Genomic DNA, 18,895 nt, shown 5'->3' with positions numbered 1-18,895 from the left:
CGGCAGTGCCGCGTCGAATCGCTCATCATGGGCAACTTCACCAGACCGGCAATGTTACGCATCAGCAGGTGGCGAGTTCGAGGGTTAGAATTCGGCCAGGTCGCCGAGTTAATGACAACTTGCGGGGCGACTGGCAGTGCGGGGTAACCCGGAGCTGCCGAAACCAAACCGCTAAAGCGTCGCCGTGCGGGGTCTCAAGCGGTGACGGAACTGCAACCCAACTGGAGCACTGCAATGGCTGATTCATTCTTCTTCACGTCCGAATCCGTGTCCGAAGGCCACCCCGACAAGGTGGCTGACCAAATCTCCGACGCCATCCTCGACGCCATTTTGGCGCAGGACCCCACCTCCCGCGTTGCCGCTGAAACCCTGGCCAACACCGGCCTCATCGTCCTGGCCGGCGAAATCACCACCAATGCGGTGGTCGATTACATCCAGGTGGCGCGCAACACCCTCAAGCGCATTGGCTACGACGACGCCGACTTCGGCATCGACCACAAAAGCTGCGCCGTGCTGGTGGCCTACGACAAGCAAAGCCCCGACATCGCCCAGGGCGTGGACAAGGCCCACGACAACAACCTCGACCAAGGCGCCGGCGACCAGGGCCTGATGTTCGGCTACGCCTGCGACGAAACCCCCGAGCTGATGCCTGCACCCATTTACTACGCCCACCGCTTGGTGGAACGCCAAAGCCAATTGCGCCGCGACGGTCGCCTGTCCTGGCTGCGCCCGGACGCCAAGAGCCAGATCACTTTCCGCTACGAAAACGGCCGCCCGTCGGCGATCGACACCGTGGTGCTGTCCACCCAGCATGCCCCCGACATTGCCTTGGCCGATCTGCGCGAAGCCGTGATCGAACACATCATCAAACCCGTGCTGCCGCCCGAGTTCATGCGCGGCGAGGTCAAGTACCTCATCAACCCCACCGGCCGCTTCGTCGTCGGCGGCCCGCAGGGCGACTGCGGCCTGACCGGGCGCAAGATCATCGTCGACACCTACGGCGGCGCGGCCCCGCACGGCGGTGGCGCGTTCTCCGGCAAGGACCCGAGCAAGGTCGACCGCTCGGCCGCCTACGCCGCACGCTACGTGGCGAAGAACATCGTCGCCGCCGGTCTGGCGAAAAAGTGCCTGGTGCAAATTTCCTACGCCATCGGCGTGGCCCTGCCCACCAGCATCATGGTGACGACACAAGGCACCGGCGTGATCGATGACGCCAAACTCGAACAACTGGTGCGCCGCCACTTCGACCTGCGCCCCAAGGGCATCGTCAACATGCTCGACCTGCTGCGCCCCATCTACGCCAAAACCGCCGCCTACGGCCACTTCGGTCGCGACGAACCCGAATTCAGCTGGGAAGCGACCGACAAGGCGGCGAAGCTACGGGAGGACGCGGGCTTGGGGGAACTGCGCGGGGTGGGGGTGGTGACGGCCTGAGAGCTGTAAGCAGGGTCAGTTGGCGTCGCTCGACCCTCGTCTTGACACGCCTTGGCCTCCCGAGTAGAGTTCCTTACAAGCCGTAAGGAGGCTCCATGCCCACCGCCACCCTCACCAGCAAAGGCCAGATCACCCTGCCGCTGGCCGTTCGCAAGGCCTTGGGGGTGAGCACGGGCCAGCAGGTGGATTTCGTTCCGGACAAAGATGGATTCCGCGTGGTGGCTGTCAGCCATGACGTGGCGACGCTCAAGGGGCGCTTTGCGGGGCGGGTGGGCAAGCCCGTCAGCCTGGAGGCGATGGACGAGGCCATCGCTGCCGGTGCGGCAGCGCGCGCGCGCAAATCCGCATGATCGGTCTGGACACCAATATCCTGGTCCGTTATCTGACGCAGGACGATGCCCGCCAGTCGGCATTGGCCAGCAAGTTCATCGAACAGAGCCTCTCGGCCAGTCAACCGGGGTTCGTGAGCCTGGTCGTGCTGGCCGAGTTGTGCTGGGTGCTGCAGCGGCTCTATGGTGTGACGCCAAACGAACTGGCCGATCTGATCGCAGATCTGTCGAACACGCCGCGATTCGTGTTGGAGCAGCGCACCGCGGTGCAGGCCACGCTGACGCATTTCCGTGGCCTCAAGTCGCGCAAGTCCGGGCTGGTGGACGTCCTGATCGCTCAACGCGCCGCAGCAGAAGGCTGCAGCCAGACGGTGACATTCGACAAAGCTGCGGTGCGCGCGGGCGGAATGGCCTTGCTGGCGTAGCGCACCGCATACCCTGGACGAACATCCACTTCGAGTTGTCCGATCTGCTACCAAACCTCACGCCGGGGGCGGACATGCAGTTCATGCTGAGTAGGGCCTGTTCACGCCATTTCTTCACCTGCGATGGGGGACTGGGCAGATGCAGTGCAAGGTGCAAGGTGCGAGCCGCGCCGCGATGTGCTACCCAGTCCCCCGTCCCGCAGGGTTGCCCCCAGACGAGGCGTCTGCGGCGTTGTCGGTCTTGGCAAGGGTTCACCCTTGCCGGCGCCCTCCGCCTTGCAGCCATCCCCGTCTGGGGGCAACGCAGGTGAAGAAATGGCGTGAACAGGCCCTAATGTGCTGAACCCGAAAATCATGCTGTTCTTCCTCGCCTTCCTGCCGCAGTTCGTCGATCCGGCGCACGGCAAGCAGGGCTGGGCTCTCCTGCTGCTGGGCGTGGCGTTCGCGTTCAACGGCACGCTGTTCAACCTGGCCGTGGCCTGGGTTGCGGCGCGCGCCCGCAGCCGCCTGGGGCGCATGCAGCGGCTGGTCGTCTGGGTGCGCCGGGTGACGGGTCTCGTCTTCATCAGCCTGGGGCTGCGGCTGGCGCTGGCGGCGCGGTAGGCTGGTGCGGCAGCACAGGCGGCCACATGGGCATTCGTGCACGCCAAGGCGCCGAGCCTTTTACAATAGCCGCCTTTCCTGAGGAGCGTTGCAACGCACGGCTGGCTGTTTGACCGCCAGACCCGTCGCCAGGCTCGGGGACTTTGATCGCAGGCTGTCTTTGTCAATGCGGCTTTCCTTCAACGGCGCTCACCCAACCCGTGCCGGGCGCGGGATGCGGTGCGCATCCGTTCCCGGCCACTTTGTTCGGAGTTTGTATGAACGCTGTGGTCGATTCGAAAACCTCCCCCGACTTTTGCATCGCCGACATCGGCCTGGCCGATTGGGGCCGCCGCGAAATTGCCATTGCCGAGAGCGAAATGCCCGCGCTGATGGCCATCCGCGAGGAATATGCCGCCCGGCAACCGCTGCGCGGCGCGCGCATCACCGGCAGTCTGCACATGACCATCCAGACCGCCGTGCTGATCGAAACCCTGCAGGCGCTGGGTGCGCAGGTGCGCTGGGCCTCGTGCAATATTTTTTCGACGCAGGATCACGCCGCCGCGGCCATTGCCGCCAGCGGCACGCCGGTGTTCGCGGTGAAGGGCGAGTCGCTCGAAGACTACTGGCTCTACACCCACCGCATTTTCGAGTGGACCGACGGCGGCTACTCGAACATGATCCTCGACGACGGCGGTGACGCCACGCTGCTGCTGCACCTCGGTGCGCGCGCTGAAACCGATGCCGCCGCGCTCAACCACCCGACCAGCGAGGAAGAGCGCGTGCTGTTCGCCGCGATCAAGTCCAGGCTGGCGGCGTCGCCCAAGTGGTATTCCACCCGCCTGGCGCGCATCTTGGGCGTGACGGAAGAAACCACCACCGGCGTGCACCGCCTGTATCAAATGCACCAGCGCGGCGAACTCAAGTTCCCCGCCATCAACGTCAACGACAGCGTCACCAAGAGCAAGTTCGACAACCTCTACGGTTGCCGTGAAAGCCTGGTGGACGGCATCAAGCGCGCCACCGATGTGATGGTCGCGGGCAAGATCGCCGTGGTCGCAGGCTATGGCGACGTGGGCAAGGGCTCGGCGCAGGCCTTGCGCGCTTTGAGTGCCCAGGTGTGGGTGACCGAGATCGACCCGATCTGCGCGCTGCAGGCGGCGATGGAAGGCTACCGCGTGGTGACCATGGACTACGCCTGCGAGCATGCCGACATTTTCGTCACCGCCACCGGCAACTACCACGTCATCACCCACGACCACATGGCCCGCATGAAGAACCAGGCCATCGTCTGCAATATCGGCCACTTCGACAATGAAATCGACGTGGCCAGCATCGAGAAGTACCAGTGGGAAGAGATCAAGCCCCAGGTCGATCACGTCATTTTCCCTTCAGTTGACGGAAAACCGGGCAAGCGCATCATCCTGCTGGCCAAGGGGCGCCTGGTGAATCTGGGCTGTGGCACCGGCCACCCCAGCTATGTGATGAGCTCCAGCTTCGCCAACCAGACCCTGGCGCAGATCGAGCTGTTCAGCAAAGCCGCCGATTACCCGGTGGGCGTCTACACCCTGCCCAAGCACCTCGACGAGCATGTGGCGCGCCTGCAGCTCAAGACGCTGAACGCGCAGATCACCACGCTCACCGACCAGCAGGCCAGCTATATCGGCGTGCCCAAGAACGGGCCGTACAAGACCGAGCATTACCGCTATTGATTGACGCGGCGCCAGAACGGCTCCAAAATGAAACCGATGTTTCATTCCGGAGCCCGATCATGACCGTCAGCCTCTCCATCAAAGAAGTGCCGGAAAGCCTCGCCGAACGCCTGCGCCAGCGCGCGGCGCGCAACCATCGCTCGCTGCAAGGCGAGTTGATGAGCATTCTCGAGCGCGCTGCACTGGACGATGCGTCGTCCAACACCAGATCGGCGCCGCCTTCGAGTTCGCAGCAAGATCAGCCCCAAACGGCCAGCGCGCAACGCGGCTGGAAAAGCATCGAGCAGATTGCCGCCGAGCACCTTGCCCGCTTTCCCAAGCCCATCGCGAGCGGACCCCGCGCGGTGGACATCATTCGCGCCGAGCGCGATTCCAGGTAACGGCGCCGATGACTTTGCCAAGCGCCACGCTTTACGTCGCCGAGCCGCCCGAGATCTATCTGGCGCGCACGCCTGCTGTGGTGGATTGCAGCGTGCTGGCGGCCGTCCTGTTCGAAGAACGCGAGCGCGACTTGGCGCTGGAACAGCTACGCGGCAAATCCCTGCATGCCCCCGGGCTGCTGGGTTACGAGATGGCCAGCGTCGCCCGGAAAAAGCGCGCAGGGGGTTGGCCCGAAGCCTCGGTGGCGCTGGCGCTGGAGGATTTCGATGCCCAGCGCATCCAGCTCCATACGCCGTTGGCTGCGGAACAGGTCGACCTGGCCTTGCGCTACGGTTTGTCGGCCTACGACGCGGCCTATCTCTGGCTGGCCGCCAGCATCAAGGCGCCGCTGCTGACCTTCGACCGCCTGCTCGGCGAGGCGGCGCGGCAACATCTCGCCTCCCTGGCCTAGGCCCTAGGCCGCGCATTGCCATGGCCTCGTTGTCCAAGCGCCGTACCTGAACCCCGATCCCGCATGAGCCTCTCCCATCTCAGCTTCGAATTCTTTCCGCCCAAGACGCCCGAAGGCGCCGTGAAGCTGCGCGCCGCGCGGCAGCGGCTCTATGTCCACAAGCCCGAGTTCTGCTCCGTCACCTTCGGTGCCGGCGGTTCCACGCAAGACGGCACGCTGCACGCCGTGAAGGAAATTGCCGAGGAAGGCGTGGCCGCCGCGCCGCACCTCTCCTGCGTCGGCGCCAGCCGCGACAGCGTGCGCGCCATGCTGCAGCGCTACCGTGCCGAAGGCATCCGCCGCATCGTCGCCCTGCGCGGCGACTTGCCTTCGGGCTACGGCCTGGGCGGCGAGTTTCACCACGCGCGCGACCTGGTGGAATTCATCCGCACCGAGACCGGCGACTGGTTCCACATCGAGGTGGCCGCCTACCCGGAGGTGCACCCGCAGGCGCGCAGCCCGCAAGACGATCTGCGCCACTTCGTCGAAAAAATGCAGGCCGGCGCGAACTCCGCCATCACCCAGTATTTTTTCAACAGCGACGCCTACTTCCGCTTCGCGGACGACGCCCTTGCCGCTGGCGTGGACGCGCCCATCGTGCCCGGCATCATGCCCATCACCAATGCCAGCCAGTTGCTGCGCTTCTCGGAAGTGTGCGGCGCCGAAGTGCCGCGCTGGGTGCGCCTGCGCCTGCAGAGCTTCGGCGACGACCGCGCCAGCATCCTCGCTTTCGGCCGCGAGGTGGTGGCCGACCTGTGCAACCAGCTCGTGTCCGGCGGCGCCCCGGGACTGCACATCTACACCCTCAACCAGGCGGAGCCCACGCTCGATCTGCTGACCGATCTCGGCACGCGTTGAGCCTTGCGGCGCGCGCCGAGGCGTCTGAAGATCGGCTGATTCAGACGCCCGGCCTGGGGTGAGATTGGCGCGACGGAACGAAGATCGGGCCGCCCTCAAGCACCGCAACCAGCGGCCGGCATGTCGGGTTCGCGCGAAGGCGCTTGCGCAGCCCTGGTGCCGGCAAATGGCCTTGTGGCCATGCCGGCCTGGCCCGTTTGCGGCGCTTGCCACATGGAAGCTGCATCAACGGCGACTGGGCTGGGCCGGGCGTTTGCGACCATGGCGCTTGCAGCCGGGGACGTTGCCGCGACCACCCGCAGGTTGATGGGTCCCCAGGCGCTGGCCACCATGCGCCCATGGCCGCGCAGCACATGGCTTTCGCCCGGGCGCAGGAACACATCGTCCGGCTCGCCTTCCTCGGTCAGCCACAGCAGCGGCGCGTTCTGCCCGGGGCAGGGCGGCGCGGCCGCTTCCACCCGCAGCCCGAACGCGCCGCGCAACCGCAGCGAATCGCCGGTTTGCAAGGCCACCCAGGCGCGTTGCACCTGCAGGGTATCTGTATTCCATTCGCGCATGATGAACTCCGTCGTTTCCAGGCTCGGGCGCAGTGGAGTTTTTCCTTTCCGCGCCCAAGACTACCTTGACATGGATGCAAGCATAGGTGCCGGACGACGCTTGCAAAAACGGTCATTTCGTATTCTCATGATGCACAGAACGCATGATGAAGGAAGCCGGATGCCACCTCCAGCCACAACCCCGCCACGGCGCCCGACACGGCGCATCGACACCGGCTTCCTGCGCGCGTTCGAAGCCGCCGCGCGCCTGGGCAGCTTCACCGCGGCGGCGCATGAGTTGTCCATCACCCAGTCGGCGCTGAGCCGGCAGATCCAGGCGCTGGAGGCCGAGGTGGGATTGGCGCTGTTCACGCGCGACGGCCCGCGCATCCGCCTCGCCCCGGCCGGCGAACGCCTGGCCGCGACCCTGCGCCCGCTGCTGGCCGCGCTCGACGACATGGTGGCTGCCCTGCGGCGCGGCACGCAGCGCCCCAGCGTGCGCATCACCACCTTCCCGTCCTTCGCCAGCCTGTGGCTGATGCCGCGCCTGCCGCTGTTCCAGGCCGAGCACCCGGAGGTGGACATCGCCGTGGAAGCCTCCGACCGCATGGCCGATCTGGAGACTTCCGGGCAGGATGTGGCGCTGCGCCTGGTGCACCCCGACAACCCGCTGGCCCGCGCGCCGGGCACCCGTGCCCTGTTCGAGGAGCGCATCGCTCCGGTTTGCAGCCCGCGCCTGCAGGCCGAGTTGCAGTCGCGCGGGGGTTTGCGCCGGCCTGCGGATTTAAGGAGGGCCACGCTGATTGCCGATGTTGGCTCCACGGGCGGGCAGGCAGGCTTCGGCCAGCAGCACATCGACGCCCTGTCCTGGCCCGGCTGGTTCGCCAAGATCGGCCAGCCGATGGTGGAGCCGCAGAGCTGGCTGCACCTCAACTTCACCCACCAGGCGGTGCAGGCGGCGCTGGCCGGCATGGGCGTGGCGATGGGGCAGATGGTGCTGATGCGCCACCTGCTGGCCGACGGCAGCCTGGTGCTGCCGCTGGGCGAGCCGCAGGCCAGCGGCTATGTCTACCACCTGGCCCTGCGCAGCGACGCCACGCGGCGGCCCGAAGTGGCGGCTCTGGTTCAATGGCTGCAGGCGCAATTGCTGCCGGATGGCGCGGGCATGGGTTGACAGCCCCCAGCCTCTTGCGAAACTTGTTTCAAGCTGCCGAAGCAGCAGACCGAGTCATTCAGGCAGCAGGTCTTCAGAGTCATCGGCAACGTCAGCAACGTCTTCAGCGACACCCATCCAACATGTCCCACCCCACCGCCCCAAGCACCCAACACACCAGCGCCGACAGCGCGCTGGCCCAGGTTCAGGCCATTTACGCGCAGGGCGTGGCACGGCTGCATGACGCGCTGCACCGCTTTCTCGCCGGCGACGAGCCGGCGCAGCCGGTGCACGCCTTCTACCCCTGCGTGCGCATTCGCACCACCAGCAGCGCCCATGCGGACTCGCGCCTGAGCTACGGCTTCGTCTCGCGCCCCGGCACGTTCGAGGCCACGCTCACCCGGCCCGACTTGTTCGGCGACTATTTCCGCGAGCAGTTCCAACTGCTGCTGCGCAACCACGGCGTGCCGCTGGAAGTGAGCGAGAGCACCACCCCCATTCCGCTGCCCTTCACCTTCGCCGACCACGAGCCCTTCCAGTCCCAGCTCACGTTGGCGCAGCGCGACCGCCTGCGCGAGTTGTTCGACGTGCCCGATTTGTCGGTGATGGACGACGGCATCGCCAACGGCACCTTCGAGCCGCAGCCCGGCCAGCCGCGCCCGCTGGCCCTGTTCAACGCCCCGCGCGTGGACTACTCCCTGCACCGCCTGCGCCACTACACCGGCTGCGATCCGGCGCATGTGCAGAACTTCGTGCTGTTCACCAACTACGGTTTCTACATCGACGAGTTCGTGCGCTTCGCGCGTGAACTCATGCGCACGCCGGCGCAAGGAGCGGATGACTACATCGCTTTCGTCGAGCCGGGCAACGTCGTCATCCGCCGCGTGGGTGAGGCCGCTGAAAGCCACGACGCCCTGGGCGCAGGACCTGCGCGCATGCCGCAAATGCCCGCCTACCACCTGCTGCGGCGCGACCGCAGCGGCATCACCCTGGCCAACATCGGCGTCGGGCCGGCCAATGCCAAGACCATCACCGACCACATCGCCGTGCTGCGCCCGCATGGCTGGATCATGCTCGGCCACTGCGCCGGCCTGCGCAACAGCCAGCAACTGGGCGACTACGTGCTCGCCCACGGCTATGTGCGCGAAGACCATGTGCTCGACGAAGACCTGCCGCCCTGGGTGCCCATCCCGCCGCTGGCCGAAGTGCAGGTGGCCATCCAGGAGGCCGTGGCCGAGATCACCCAGTTGCAGGGCTACGAACTCAAGCGCGTGATGCGCACCGGCACCGTCGCCACCACCGACAACCGCAACTGGGAGCTGCAGCCTTTCCACGGCCCCCTGAGCACACCCGAGCGCCGCTTCAGCCAGAGTCGCGCCATTGCGCTCGACATGGAAAGCGCGACCATCGCCGCCAACGGCTTCCGCCTGCGCGTGCCCTACGGCACCCTGCTGTGCGTGAGCGACAAGCCGCTGCACGGCGACATCAAGCTCCCCGGCATGGCCGACCGCTTCTACCGCGAGCGCGTGGACCAGCACCTGCGCATCGGCATCCGCGCCCTCGAAAACCTGCGCCGCCAGCGCATGGAACAACTGCACAGCCGCAAGCTGCGCAGCTTCGACGAGGTGGCGTTTCAGTAAGACTGCGTCGGCAGTCCCCAGCGCTGCGCAGACGATCGTGAAGCCTATGAAGATGAAAGACTATTTCGGCAATCTTTGGATCAGAGTCGGCTTTGCGCTGGTCGTGTTCGGGTGGGCGCCGCTGTTGGCCATCACGCTTCTGGTCGCAATCGGTTTTTGGCCCCATCTCAATCCCATCGTGCCGAGGCTGCTGTACTTTTTCACTGGATGGCCTGCGGTGTTCTGTCTGGTCATCGGTTTTTTTCAGGTGAAGCGCGATCGCGTGCCGGGGACGGCGCAAGTGGGCGCGGTACCCGCGCAAGCGCATGAAGACTCGCCGCCCTGGAGGGAACACCCTGCGGCTCGCGTCGTGTTGGGGCTCGTCGGCATGGGGCTCGTTGTTTATGGCACGAATGCGATGCTGCACGGTGAGGGGCGGGGGGCTGCCGTGGCCCTGGCCGTTGGCGTCGTCGCCGTGTACTGGGCCTTCGTCGGGCGCTTGCCATTCTGGTTCTGGCGCTGAACTGCACGGCTGGCGGACTCGCATCGCCCAAGCCAAACGCATCGCCCAAGCGAAACACGACCAGGCCAAGCAGCTTGATTGCGCAGCGGGCTGAAGCCGCCAAGGGGTGGCATTCACCTCGCGTCGATCAAGCCCTGGGTGGCTCGCCCCGCAGCGCCCGGCGCAGGCCGAAGCGGCCTGGCGCCAGGGCGGCCAGGAGGTCGCGTTCCACCGGCGCCGGCTCGCCTTCGATGTGGCTGGCGATGCATTCGGCAGCCAGTGTCGCCAGGGTCAGGCCGCGCGAGCCCATCGCGGTGTTGAGGTAGAGCCCCGGCAGGGGCGGCAGTTCATCGGCTGGACGCTGCAGGACGGCGGGCTTGGCGCGCGCCAGCGCTTCCCAGTCGGGCCAGGGTCCGGCGCAGGGCAGGCGATCAACGGCCACGGCGCGCACAGCTCGAAACACACGGGCTTCGGCGGGAGGCGCAGCGGGCAACGCACCCACAAGAGGTTCAAGCCCTTGGGCGATATGCGCCCAGGCCGCCTCGATCGGCATGAGCGCCGCCGGGTCGTCCTCGTAGGTGGCGCCGAGGAGTTGCCATGTTTCTCCGGCAGGCAACCCCAGCGACTGCAGGGCGGCAGGCGGCAGGGGCAGCACATAGGCGTCGCCCGCCAGTGGCCGTTGCAAGCGGGCCAGTTGGGGCAGCGTGGACGCAGGCACGAGGAAGGCCTGCCCGGCCTGGGCGCGCAATGGCAAGCTCTGCAAGTTCTGCAGGCACGGACCGCTTGGGGCGAGGCCGCTGGCGCTCAGCAGGCGGGCCGCGTCCAGCGCGGTGGCCATGATGCAAACCGGCGCTTGCGCCAGGACACGCCCGGCCGCGTCCAGCGCTTGCCAAGGGGCGGTGGCATGACCGGAGCTGTCAGGGTGGGTGACGGTGAAGATCGGCGCGCGCCGCAAGCGATGCACCTGGGCGTCGCCTTGCAGCCGCACGCCGGGGGTGGCCAGCCAGGCGCGCACCAGGCTGCCGGCCGCGGCCACGCCACCCGCCGGCCACCAGCCGCCTCGGGTGACTTGCGCGCCAGCGCGCAAGCTCGCCTCGCCAGCATCCACGGCCTCGGCGACGCTCGGCGGAAGGGCCAGGGCTGCGGCGATGGCGGAAAGATCAGGCGGGGCGGAGTCGGGCTCGGCCAGCAGCAGCCCGCCGCCTTGCCAGACGGCGTGGCGCTCGGGCTCGGGCAGGGCGGCGAGCAGGGCTGCCAGCCCGGCGCGGCTGAGGCGGGCGAGACGATCGTCGTCCGGCGAGATGCGCGCATGCGCCAACCCGGCCGGCAGCGCCGAGGCACCTGCCGCAGCGCCGTCGGCGTCGAGCACGTCCACCGTCCAGCCCCGCCTGGCCAGGGCCTGCGCGCATGCCGCTCCCGCCAGACCCGCGCCGATGACCATGGCGTGACGCTCAACCGATGTTGCAGCGGCGCGCGGCTCCAGCCGCCGGGTCCGCCAGCGCGGTGCATACACGGCCTGCAAGCGTGCCGCCTTGCCGCCGTAGCCGGGTGGCCTGCTCACGGCGAACCCGGCTTGCACCAGCGTGGCGCACAGGGCATGCGCCACGCTGGTGCTGGCCAGCCGCGCACCGGGCCGCGCCAGCCGGGCCGCGGCCTTGATGACACCGGGCTCCCACATGGCAGGGTTGCGTGCGGGGGCGAAGCCGTCGAGGTAGATGGCGTCGGCGCCCAGATCGAGCCGGGGCAACAGTTCGCGCACATCGCCCAGTGCCAGAGTGAGCTTGACGCGCCCTGCGGCGAATTGCAGTTGGTGCAGACCGCGAACGGCGGGCGGCCAGGCGGCGGCGAGTTCGTGCGCCAGCGGCAGCAGGGACGGGTCGGCGCAGGCCGCGATCAGGTCGGTGGCCGCGAGGGGATGCAGCTCCACGCTGACGAAGTGCAGGGTGTCGGGACGTGCCGCGTCGGCCAGCCACGCTTGCCAGGTGGCGAGGAAATGGGTGCCCAGGCCGAAGCCGGTTTCCAGCACCACGAATTGCCGCCGCCCGGCCCAGGCCGAGGGCGTGTCGAGCAGGCCGCAGCCACCGAGGAACACGGCGCGCGCCTGGTCCAGCGCCGCGGCGCTGCTGGCGTCAATGTCGCCATGGCGTGCGCGGTACGGACGGCCCTCGGCGTTGCGCGCCAGCGGCTCCGGATGGATGGGCGCGGGGAGACTCAAAGCTCCTCGTCGCCCAGCAGGCCGGCTTCCAGGCCGAAGCTGCCGGTTTCGGTGAGGATGAGGTCGAGCAGGTGGTCGTGCGGTTCGGCGCGCAGGTCGTCGAGTTCGCAGAGATCGAAGGCCAGGCCGATGGTGTAGACATCGCCACGGCCGGCCATGTAGCGGTCGTAGTAACCGCCGCCATAGCCCAGGCGCAGGCCGGCCTCGACGAAGCCGACGCAGGGCACCAGCAGCGCGTCGGGTTCCACCGTGCGGCTCTGGTCCACCGGCACGGCAATGCCGTAGGCGCCGGCTTGCAGCGCCTCGCCCGGCGCCCAGGCCACGAAGCGCATCTGCCGCGTCGCCGGGTCCACCACGGGCAGGGCGAATTGCACGTCGGGCAGGGCCTGCGCCAGTTGCCGCAGCGCCGGCAGCGGGTCGAACTCGCCGCGCGTGGCGCAATAGGCGCCGAGGCAGATGGGTTCGAGCGCCGTGACGGCGCGCACCACGGCGGCGGTGAGGGCGGCTTCCTTCGCGCTGCGGTCGGGCAGTTGTTCGCGCCGGGCGATGAGGGCGCGGCGCAGCGCGGCACGGTCTTCACCTTCGTTTTCGCGGGGAATGGGTGTCAGGGAGTAGGGGCTCACGCTAAGCTACGGGGTATGGAGTTTGCCGACATGGTCTTGCATATTGTGCCCTCGCCCAAGCGCCCCCCGCGGCGAGGAGGGTGGTACCGGCTGAGGCGGCTTGTGTTGAGCCTGGCGTTGAGCCTTCCGTTTCTTGCCGGCATGGGCGGCACGGCCCGGGCACAGATGCCGGCCAGCGCGCCTGACACCATGCAGACGGCGGCCAGCCAGCCTTTCGCCAACGACGCCGCCGACCAGCTCATTCTGCAAGCCTCGCAAGGCTTCCAGCGCGGCGACCCCAAGCCGGCCCAAGAGGCGCTGCCGCAGCTGCGCGGCAATCTGCTCGAGCCCTGGGTGGCGTATTGGGCGACCCAGCCCAACCTGATGCGCATGACCCAGGCTGACTTCGACCGCTTTGCGCAGCGCTACCCCAACACCTATGTGCTCGACCGCCTGCGCAACGACTGGCTGCTCGAACTCGGCCGGCGGCAGGACTGGGATGACTTTGCCAAGGTCTACCCCGACTTCATCATGCGCGACGACCCGCAGGTGCAGTGCTACGACATGCAGCGCCAGTTCGAGACCGAGAACCGCGACACCAGCGCTGACGTGCTCAAGCTCTGGACCGAGCAAAAATACGGCGGCGCGGGCTGCAACAGCGCCGCGCGCAGCCTGCTGGCAGCGGGCAAGATCAGCCAGCAGCAACTGTGGCTGCGCCTGCGCCGGTTTTTCGAGGACGAGCAATTCAAAACCGCCTTGAGCTTCGCCCCGAGCCTGCCGGTCGGAGCCTGGCAAGGCATCGACGCCGCCGCCCACAACCCCTTGCGCCTGGTGCTGAACGACGCGCGCCAGGGTGTGCCGCGTGACGCCATGCAGCGCCAGTTTCTGGTGCTGGCGCTCCTGCGTCTGGGGCAGCAAGACCCGCAACAGACCATGCACCTGCTGCTGGGCAGCTTCACAGCACTGCCCACCGCAGACCGCGCTGCAATCGCCTACCGCGCAGCCCGCAGCGGCGCGCTGCAACTCTCGCCCAACGCGGCGCTGTGGTTCGCCCAGGCGCGGCACATCGACCCCGAATACCGCCCCGCCGACTCCACCCTGGAATGGATGGTGCGCGCGGCCCTGCGGGCGCATGACTGGAAGCTGGTCGAGCAGGCCAGCCGCCAGTTCACCGGAGCCGATGCGCAGCGCCCCGACTGGACTTATTGGCACGCCATGGCGCAGCGCGAGCTGGGCCACCCCATCGAGGCGCAGGCGCTGTTCGCGCAGGTGGCCAACCCCTGGACTTACTACGGCCAACTGGCCACCGAAGCGCTGGGCATGAAGATCAGCCTGCCCGCCAGCCTGCCGACGCCGCCGGCGCGGAAGGTGCTCGAGCAGGTCCGGCAGGCGGGCTTCCAGCGCGCGCTCGCGCTGTTCCAGCTCAACCTCTACACCCCGGCGGTGCGCGAGTGGAACTTCACCTTGCGCGGGCTGAGCAACGAGCAGTTGCAGGCCGCGGCGCAAGTGGCTTGCGACCAGCAGGTCTGGCTGCTGTGCATCAACACCAGCGAGCGCGTCAAGGGTGGTGTCGACTGGTCGCAGCGCTACGCCATGCCCTACCGCGACGCCATCGGCGCCGCGGCGAAATCCACCGGCGTGAACGAGGCCTTCCTGTTCGGCCTCATCCGGCAGGAGTCGCGCTTCATTGCCGGCATTCGCTCCTGGGTCGGCGCCAACGGGCTGATGCAGCTCATGCCGGCCACGGCGCGCTGGGTGGCGAACAAGATCGGCATGGGCGACTACGCGCCCGACCGCATCGCCCACGTCAACACCAACGTCACCCTGGGCTCGGCCTATCTCGACATGCTGCTGCAGCGCTTCGACGGCTCCGAGGCGCTGGCGGCGGCGGGCTACAACGCCGGCCCGGGGCGCCCGGCGCGCTGGCGCAATATGGGCCTGCCCGACCAGCCCGACCTGTCCGGTGCCATCTTCACCGAGAACATTCCCATTCCTGAAACGCGCGACTATGTGAAGCACGTGCTGGCCAATGCCACGGTGTACGCGGCGCTGCTCACCGGCCAGCCGCAATCCTTAAAATCGCGTCTGGGCCAGGTGGGGCCGCAAGCGCAGCAGCAGGCCAACGTCGAGGCGCTGCCCTGATCCGCTGCGGCCCAGGAAACGGCCGACAGCATCAGCGGTCAGCCGGCACGGGCGGTTGGCGTTCAACGCATACAAGCAAACAGCAAACAGGGATATCGATGCAGAACATCGTGGTCTTCGGGGGTTCGGGTTTCATCGGTTCGCAACTGGTGGCGCGTCTGAGCGCAGCGGGTTGCCGGGTGCTGGTGCCCACGCGCCGGCGTGAGCGGGCCAAGCATCTGCTGCCCCTGCCCACGGTGGACGTGGTGCAGATCGACACCTTCGACACCGCCACGCTGGAGCGCCTCATGCAGGGGCAGGATGCGGCGGTGAACCTCGTCGGCATTCTCCACGGCCGCGGCGGCAAGCCTTACGGCGGCGACTTCGCCCGCGCCCATGTGCGCCTGCCGCAGAACCTGGCCGCCGCCTGCATGGCCACCGGCGCCAGCCGTCTGGTGCATGTCAGCGCCATCGGCGCCGACGCGCACGGCCCATCCATGTACCTGCGCTCCAAAGGCGACGGCGAAGCCGCCGTGCGTGCGCAGGACGGCCTGCGCTGGACCATCCTGCGGCCCTCGGTGGTGTTCGGCCCCGGCGACAACTTTCTCAACCTGTTCGTCCGGCTGCAGCGCCTGCTGCCGGTGGTGCTGCTGGGCGGGGCGAACGCACGCTTCGCCCCGGTGTATGCCGGCGACGTGGTGCAGGCCATTCAGCACGCGCTCATCGGCCCGCAGGACGACGCCACCATCGGCCAAACCTACGAACTCACCGGCCCACGGGTCTATACCCTGGCCGAGCTGGTCAAGCTCTCGGGCCAGTGGGCGGGCATCAACCACGGCCGTGGCCGTCCGGTCATCGCTCTGCCCGCGCCGCTGGCCAGACTCGCCGCGCTGCTGATGGAATTCGCCCCCGGCGAGCCGCTGATGAGCCGCGACAACCTCGACTCCATGCGTGTGCCCAATGTGGCCAGCGGCCAGCTTCCGGGCTTCGCCCGCGAACTCGGCGTGACCCGACCCTACGGCCTGGAGGCCATCGCCCCGGACTACCTGTCCGGGCGCGACCCCGAGACGCGCTACAGCCAACTGCGCGCCACCGCCGGGCGCTGAGGGCGCGCAAACCCATGCTCACCCTCATCATCGGCAACAAGAATTACTCGTCCTGGTCGATGCGGCCCTGGGTGTTGATGCGCCACTTCGGCATCCCCTTCACCGAACGCAAGCTGCGCCTCGACAGTCCCGAGTTCTACGCCGCGCTGGCGCCCATCACGCCCACCCAGACCGTCCCCGTGCTGCTGGACGGCGACCTCGTCGTGCCCGACACCCTGGCCATCGTCGAATTCCTGGCCGAGCGTTTTCCGCAGCACGCCATCTGGCCTGCCGACGCCGCGCAGCGCGCCCGCGCCCGGGTGCTGTGCGCCAGCATGCACGCGGGGTTCCAGAATTTGCGCCAGCAGATGGGCATGAACATCGAAGCCAGCCTGCCGGGCCTGGGCTGGAACCTCGCCGTGCAGCGCGACATCGACCGCATCTGCGCCCTATGGGATGGCGCGCTGCGCGCCAGCGGCGGCCCTTTCCTGTTCGGCGCCTGCGGCGCGGTCGATGCGTTCTATGCGCCAGTCTGCGCCCGCTTTCGCACCTATGCCCCCAAGCTGCCCGACTTCGCCGCCGCCTATGCCAGTCGCGTGCTCGACGTGCCGGCGGTGCGGCAGTGGTGCGACGAGGGCCGGGCCGAGCACGACTTCATCCCCACCGACGAGCCTTATCGTTCGCGGCCGGACTGGTCCTAGCCGCCACCCTCGGCATCGACGCCACACACGGCCAGCCGTGTCGGGCGCTTTCCCCATTCGCTCTCGCGCCATCCCAAACCCCCATGCTCAACGCTGCCCAGGAACGTGCCGTCTCGCATCTCGGCGGCCCTTGCCTGGTGATTGCCGGCGCCGGCAGCGGCAAGACGCGCGTCATCACCCACAAGATCGCGCGCCTGCTCAAGGCCGGCTACGCGCCGACTGAAATTGCCGCCATCACCTTCACCAACAAGGCCGCCGCCGAAATGCGCGAGCGTGCCAAAGTCCTGCTCGACGACCGCAAGGCGGCCCAGGGCTTGGTCATTGCCACCTTCCACGCCCTGGGCGTGCGCATGCTGCGCGAGGACGGCCAGGCGCTGGGCTTGAAGCCGCAGTTCTCCATCCTGGATGCCGACGATGTCGGCGGCCTGCTGCGCGAGGCCGGCGGCACCACCGACGCCAAGCTGGCCCGCAGCTGGCAGTGGCGCATCAGCCAGTGGAAAAGCGCGCTGCTCGACCCGATGGATGCCGCGCGCCAGGCGCAGACGCCGGAGGACGCGCAGGCCGCCAAGGTCTGGCTGCGCTACGCCGAGCAGCTCAACGCCTACCAGGCGGTGGACTTCGACGACCTGATGGTGCTGCCGCTGCGCCTGCTGCAGCAGCACGCCGATGTGTGCGCGCGCTGGAACGCGCGCCTGCGCTACCTGCTGGTGGACGAGTACCAGGACACCAGCGACGCGCAGTACCAGCTGCTCAAGCTGCTGGCGGGCACGCAAGGGCGCTTCACCGCGGTGGGCGACGACGACCAGAGCATCTATGGCTGGCGCGGCGCCACGCTCGACAACCTGCGCCAGTTGCCCATCGACTACCCCACGCTCGAGGTCATCAAGCTGGAGCAGAACTACCGCTCGACCAACGCCATCCTGCGCGCCGCCAATGCGGTGATTGCCGCCAACCCCAAGCTCTACCCCAAGAGCTTGTGGAGCGACCACGGCGAGGGCGACGCGGTGGAGGTGCGCGAGGCCGATAGCGACGACGACGAGGCCGAGCGCATCGCCGCGCGCATCCAGGCGCTGCGCGGCGGGCGCGGCGCGAAGTTGTCGGACATCGCGGTGCTGTACCGCGCCAACCACCAGAGCCGCCCCATCGAGCAGGCGCTGCGCCGCGCCAATATTCCTTACGTGGTCAGTGGCGGCCAGAGTTTTTTCGACCGCGCCGAAATCAAGGACGTGTGCGCCTATCTGCGCCTGCTGGCCAACCCGGACGACGATCCCGCCTTCCTGCGCGCCGTCACCACGCCCAAGCGCGGCATCGGCGCTGCCACGCTCAAGAGCCTGGGCGCGTTCGCCACGCAGTGGAAGGTTTCGCTGTTCGACGCGCTGTTCCGCGAGGCCCTGCCCGGCATCGTCGGCGCGCGCCACGCCGAAGGCCTGCGCGAATTCGCCCGCCTGATGCACGACATCGACTGGCGCGAACGCACCGAGCCCGCCGGCCCCTTGCTGCGCGAGCTGCTCGGCGCCATCGGCTACGAGGCGCACCTGCGCGAGACCGCCGACAACGAGCGCGAAGCCAGCCAGCGCTGGAGCAATGTGGGCGACTTCTGCGACTGGATCACCCGAAAGGCCGAGGAAGACGGCGCCAGCTTGAAGCGCATGGCGCAGATGGTCGCGCTCATCACCCAGCTCGCCGAGCGCGGCGACCAGCAGGAGGCCGTCACCCTCTCCACCCTGCACGCCGCCAAGGGCCTGGAGTGGCAGCATGTGGTGCTGGCCGGTTGCGAGGAAGGGCTCCTGCCGTTTTTCACCGAAGACCGGCCGCTGACCGACACCGGCCTGGAGGAAGAGCGCCGGCTCATGTACGTGGGCGTGACCCGCGCACGCCTCACCCTGGTGCTCAGCCATTGCCGCAAGCGTCGCGCCGCCGGCCGCAGCAGCCGCAGCCCCGAGCCCAGCCGCTTTCTCACCGAGCTGCGCGCCGAGCTGCCGAAGGTGGACGGCCGCGCCGCGGCGCTGGCGCGCATCGCGGCGATGAAGGTGCGCAAGCAGGGCGAGGAAAGCGGCGTGGCGGCGACTTGACGGTTTGAGGTGGTGTTGCGCGGGGGCGGTTCCCCCTCCCGGCCTCCCCCACGAGGTGGGAGGGGGAGAGAACACCGC

18 protein-coding genes and 1 riboswitch are annotated in these 18,895 nt (G+C 68.1%); of the genes, 15 read left to right on the top strand and 3 right to left on the bottom strand.

Going from position 1 to position 18,895, the window contains the following annotated elements:
• Positions 1 to 234: 234 nt before the first annotated feature.
• From metK to metF, 8 genes are all read left to right on the top strand, one after another.
• Positions 235 to 1,434 (top strand): methionine adenosyltransferase, encoded by a 1,200-nt coding sequence (metK, locus tag THIX_RS19790; RefSeq protein ID WP_112487564.1) that lies wholly within the window; start codon positions 235 to 237, stop codon positions 1,432 to 1,434.
• 95 nt (positions 1,435 to 1,529) lie between these two features.
• A complete protein-coding gene (locus tag THIX_RS19785) occupies positions 1,530 to 1,784 on the top strand; it encodes an AbrB/MazE/SpoVT family DNA-binding domain-containing protein (RefSeq protein WP_112487563.1) in 255 nt (84 codons plus the stop codon).
• Complete coding sequence (locus THIX_RS19780; protein WP_112487562.1) at positions 1,781 to 2,188, top strand: PIN domain-containing protein; 408 nt, start codon at positions 1,781 to 1,783, stop codon at positions 2,186 to 2,188. Before THIX_RS19785 ends, THIX_RS19780 begins: the two co-directional genes overlap by 4 nt.
• A 336-nt stretch (positions 2,189 to 2,524) precedes the next feature.
• Positions 2,525 to 2,791, top strand: coding sequence for a LysE family transporter (locus tag THIX_RS19775; RefSeq protein ID WP_256359992.1), 267 nt, complete (start codon positions 2,525 to 2,527; stop codon positions 2,789 to 2,791).
• Positions 2,792 to 2,865: 74 nt separating this feature from the next.
• A riboswitch (S-adenosyl-L-homocysteine riboswitch) is annotated at positions 2,866 to 2,989 on the top strand.
• Between the two features lie 59 nt (positions 2,990 to 3,048).
• Positions 3,049 to 4,482: an adenosylhomocysteinase gene (ahcY, locus tag THIX_RS19770; RefSeq protein WP_112487560.1), complete on the top strand. Its 1,434-nt coding sequence runs from the start codon at positions 3,049 to 3,051 to the stop codon at positions 4,480 to 4,482.
• Positions 4,483 to 4,541: 59 nt separating this feature from the next.
• On the top strand, positions 4,542 to 4,862 hold the full coding sequence (locus tag THIX_RS19765) for an Arc family DNA-binding protein (protein ID WP_112487559.1): 321 nt from the start codon (positions 4,542 to 4,544) through the stop codon (positions 4,860 to 4,862).
• Between the two features lie 8 nt (positions 4,863 to 4,870).
• On the top strand, positions 4,871 to 5,314 hold the full coding sequence (locus tag THIX_RS19760) for a type II toxin-antitoxin system VapC family toxin (protein WP_112487558.1): 444 nt from the start codon (positions 4,871 to 4,873) through the stop codon (positions 5,312 to 5,314).
• A gap of 63 nt (positions 5,315 to 5,377) precedes the next feature.
• Positions 5,378 to 6,211: a methylenetetrahydrofolate reductase [NAD(P)H] gene (metF, locus tag THIX_RS19755; protein WP_112487557.1), complete on the top strand. Its 834-nt coding sequence runs from the start codon at positions 5,378 to 5,380 to the stop codon at positions 6,209 to 6,211.
• Between the two features lie 95 nt (positions 6,212 to 6,306).
• On the opposite strand, the gene THIX_RS19750 is transcribed toward metF, so the two are convergent.
• Positions 6,307 to 6,768 (bottom strand): DUF2917 domain-containing protein, encoded by a 462-nt coding sequence (locus THIX_RS19750; protein WP_112487556.1) that lies wholly within the window; start codon positions 6,766 to 6,768, stop codon positions 6,307 to 6,309.
• A 160-nt stretch (positions 6,769 to 6,928) separates the two neighbouring features.
• Between THIX_RS19750 and THIX_RS19745 the strand changes: the two genes are divergently transcribed.
• The 3 genes from THIX_RS19745 to THIX_RS19735 all read left to right on the top strand — a co-directional run bounded on the left by THIX_RS19745 (position 6,929) and on the right by THIX_RS19735 (position 10,042).
• The gene (locus THIX_RS19745; protein ID WP_233224644.1) at positions 6,929 to 7,921 is read left to right on the top strand and encodes a LysR substrate-binding domain-containing protein; all 993 of its coding nucleotides are present in this window, start codon (positions 6,929 to 6,931) and stop codon (positions 7,919 to 7,921) included.
• Positions 7,922 to 8,043: 122 nt separating this feature from the next.
• Positions 8,044 to 9,540, top strand: coding sequence for an AMP nucleosidase (locus THIX_RS19740; protein WP_112487554.1), 1,497 nt, complete (start codon positions 8,044 to 8,046; stop codon positions 9,538 to 9,540).
• Between the two features lie 37 nt (positions 9,541 to 9,577).
• Entirely contained in the window at positions 9,578 to 10,042 is a 465-nt protein-coding gene (locus THIX_RS19735) for a hypothetical protein (RefSeq protein WP_158540966.1), read from the top strand.
• Positions 10,043 to 10,169: 127 nt separating this feature from the next.
• Here the strand turns inward: THIX_RS19735 and mnmC are convergent, their stop codons facing one another.
• Both mnmC and THIX_RS19725 read right to left on the bottom strand, forming a co-directional pair.
• Complete coding sequence (gene mnmC, locus THIX_RS19730; protein WP_112487552.1) at positions 10,170 to 12,236, bottom strand: FAD-dependent 5-carboxymethylaminomethyl-2-thiouridine(34) oxidoreductase MnmC; 2,067 nt, start codon at positions 12,234 to 12,236, stop codon at positions 10,170 to 10,172.
• The gene (locus tag THIX_RS19725) at positions 12,233 to 12,859 is read right to left on the bottom strand and encodes a 5-formyltetrahydrofolate cyclo-ligase (protein ID WP_112487551.1); all 627 of its coding nucleotides are present in this window, start codon (positions 12,857 to 12,859) and stop codon (positions 12,233 to 12,235) included. Before THIX_RS19725 ends, mnmC begins: the two co-directional genes overlap by 4 nt.
• Positions 12,860 to 12,976: 117 nt before the next feature.
• On the opposite strand from THIX_RS19725, the gene THIX_RS19720 reads away from it, so the two are divergent.
• From THIX_RS19720 to THIX_RS19705, 4 genes are all read left to right on the top strand, one after another.
• The gene (locus THIX_RS19720) at positions 12,977 to 14,980 is read left to right on the top strand and encodes a lytic transglycosylase domain-containing protein (protein ID WP_233224643.1); all 2,004 of its coding nucleotides are present in this window, start codon (positions 12,977 to 12,979) and stop codon (positions 14,978 to 14,980) included.
• Positions 14,981 to 15,072: 92 nt separating this feature from the next.
• Positions 15,073 to 16,065, top strand: coding sequence for a complex I NDUFA9 subunit family protein (locus THIX_RS19715; RefSeq protein WP_112487549.1), 993 nt, complete (start codon positions 15,073 to 15,075; stop codon positions 16,063 to 16,065).
• A gap of 14 nt (positions 16,066 to 16,079) precedes the next feature.
• Entirely contained in the window at positions 16,080 to 16,745 is a 666-nt protein-coding gene (locus tag THIX_RS19710) for a glutathione S-transferase family protein (RefSeq protein ID WP_112487548.1), read from the top strand.
• Between the two features lie 83 nt (positions 16,746 to 16,828).
• Positions 16,829 to 18,817: an ATP-dependent helicase gene (locus tag THIX_RS19705; RefSeq protein WP_112487547.1), complete on the top strand. Its 1,989-nt coding sequence runs from the start codon at positions 16,829 to 16,831 to the stop codon at positions 18,815 to 18,817.
• The last annotated feature ends 78 nt before the right edge of the window (positions 18,818 to 18,895 follow it).

The organism is Thiomonas sp. X19 (assembly GCF_900089495.1).
Lineage (GTDB): Bacteria > Pseudomonadota > Gammaproteobacteria > Burkholderiales > Burkholderiaceae_C > Thiomonas_A.
This window is presented reverse-complemented; position numbering and strand designations above follow the sequence as displayed.

Coding starts and splice junctions, on each gene's coding strand:
- metF (WP_112487557.1), top strand. CDS start 5,378: ATGAGCCTCTCCCATCTCAGCTTCGAATTCTTTCCGCCCAAGACGCCC.
- THIX_RS19780 (WP_112487562.1), top strand. CDS start 1,781: ATGATCGGTCTGGACACCAATATCCTGGTCCGTTATCTGACGCAGGAC.
- THIX_RS19710 (WP_112487548.1), top strand. CDS start 16,080: ATGCTCACCCTCATCATCGGCAACAAGAATTACTCGTCCTGGTCGATG.
- ahcY (WP_112487560.1), top strand. CDS start 3,049: ATGAACGCTGTGGTCGATTCGAAAACCTCCCCCGACTTTTGCATCGCC.
- THIX_RS19765 (WP_112487559.1), top strand. CDS start 4,542: ATGACCGTCAGCCTCTCCATCAAAGAAGTGCCGGAAAGCCTCGCCGAA.
- THIX_RS19745 (WP_233224644.1), top strand. CDS start 6,929: ATGCCACCTCCAGCCACAACCCCGCCACGGCGCCCGACACGGCGCATC.
- THIX_RS19705 (WP_112487547.1), top strand. CDS start 16,829: ATGCTCAACGCTGCCCAGGAACGTGCCGTCTCGCATCTCGGCGGCCCT.
- THIX_RS19785 (WP_112487563.1), top strand. CDS start 1,530: ATGCCCACCGCCACCCTCACCAGCAAAGGCCAGATCACCCTGCCGCTG.
- THIX_RS19760 (WP_112487558.1), top strand. CDS start 4,871: ATGACTTTGCCAAGCGCCACGCTTTACGTCGCCGAGCCGCCCGAGATC.
- THIX_RS19750 (WP_112487556.1), bottom strand. CDS start 6,768: ATGCGCGAATGGAATACAGATACCCTGCAGGTGCAACGCGCCTGGGTG.
- metK (WP_112487564.1), top strand. CDS start 235: ATGGCTGATTCATTCTTCTTCACGTCCGAATCCGTGTCCGAAGGCCAC.
- THIX_RS19740 (WP_112487554.1), top strand. CDS start 8,044: ATGTCCCACCCCACCGCCCCAAGCACCCAACACACCAGCGCCGACAGC.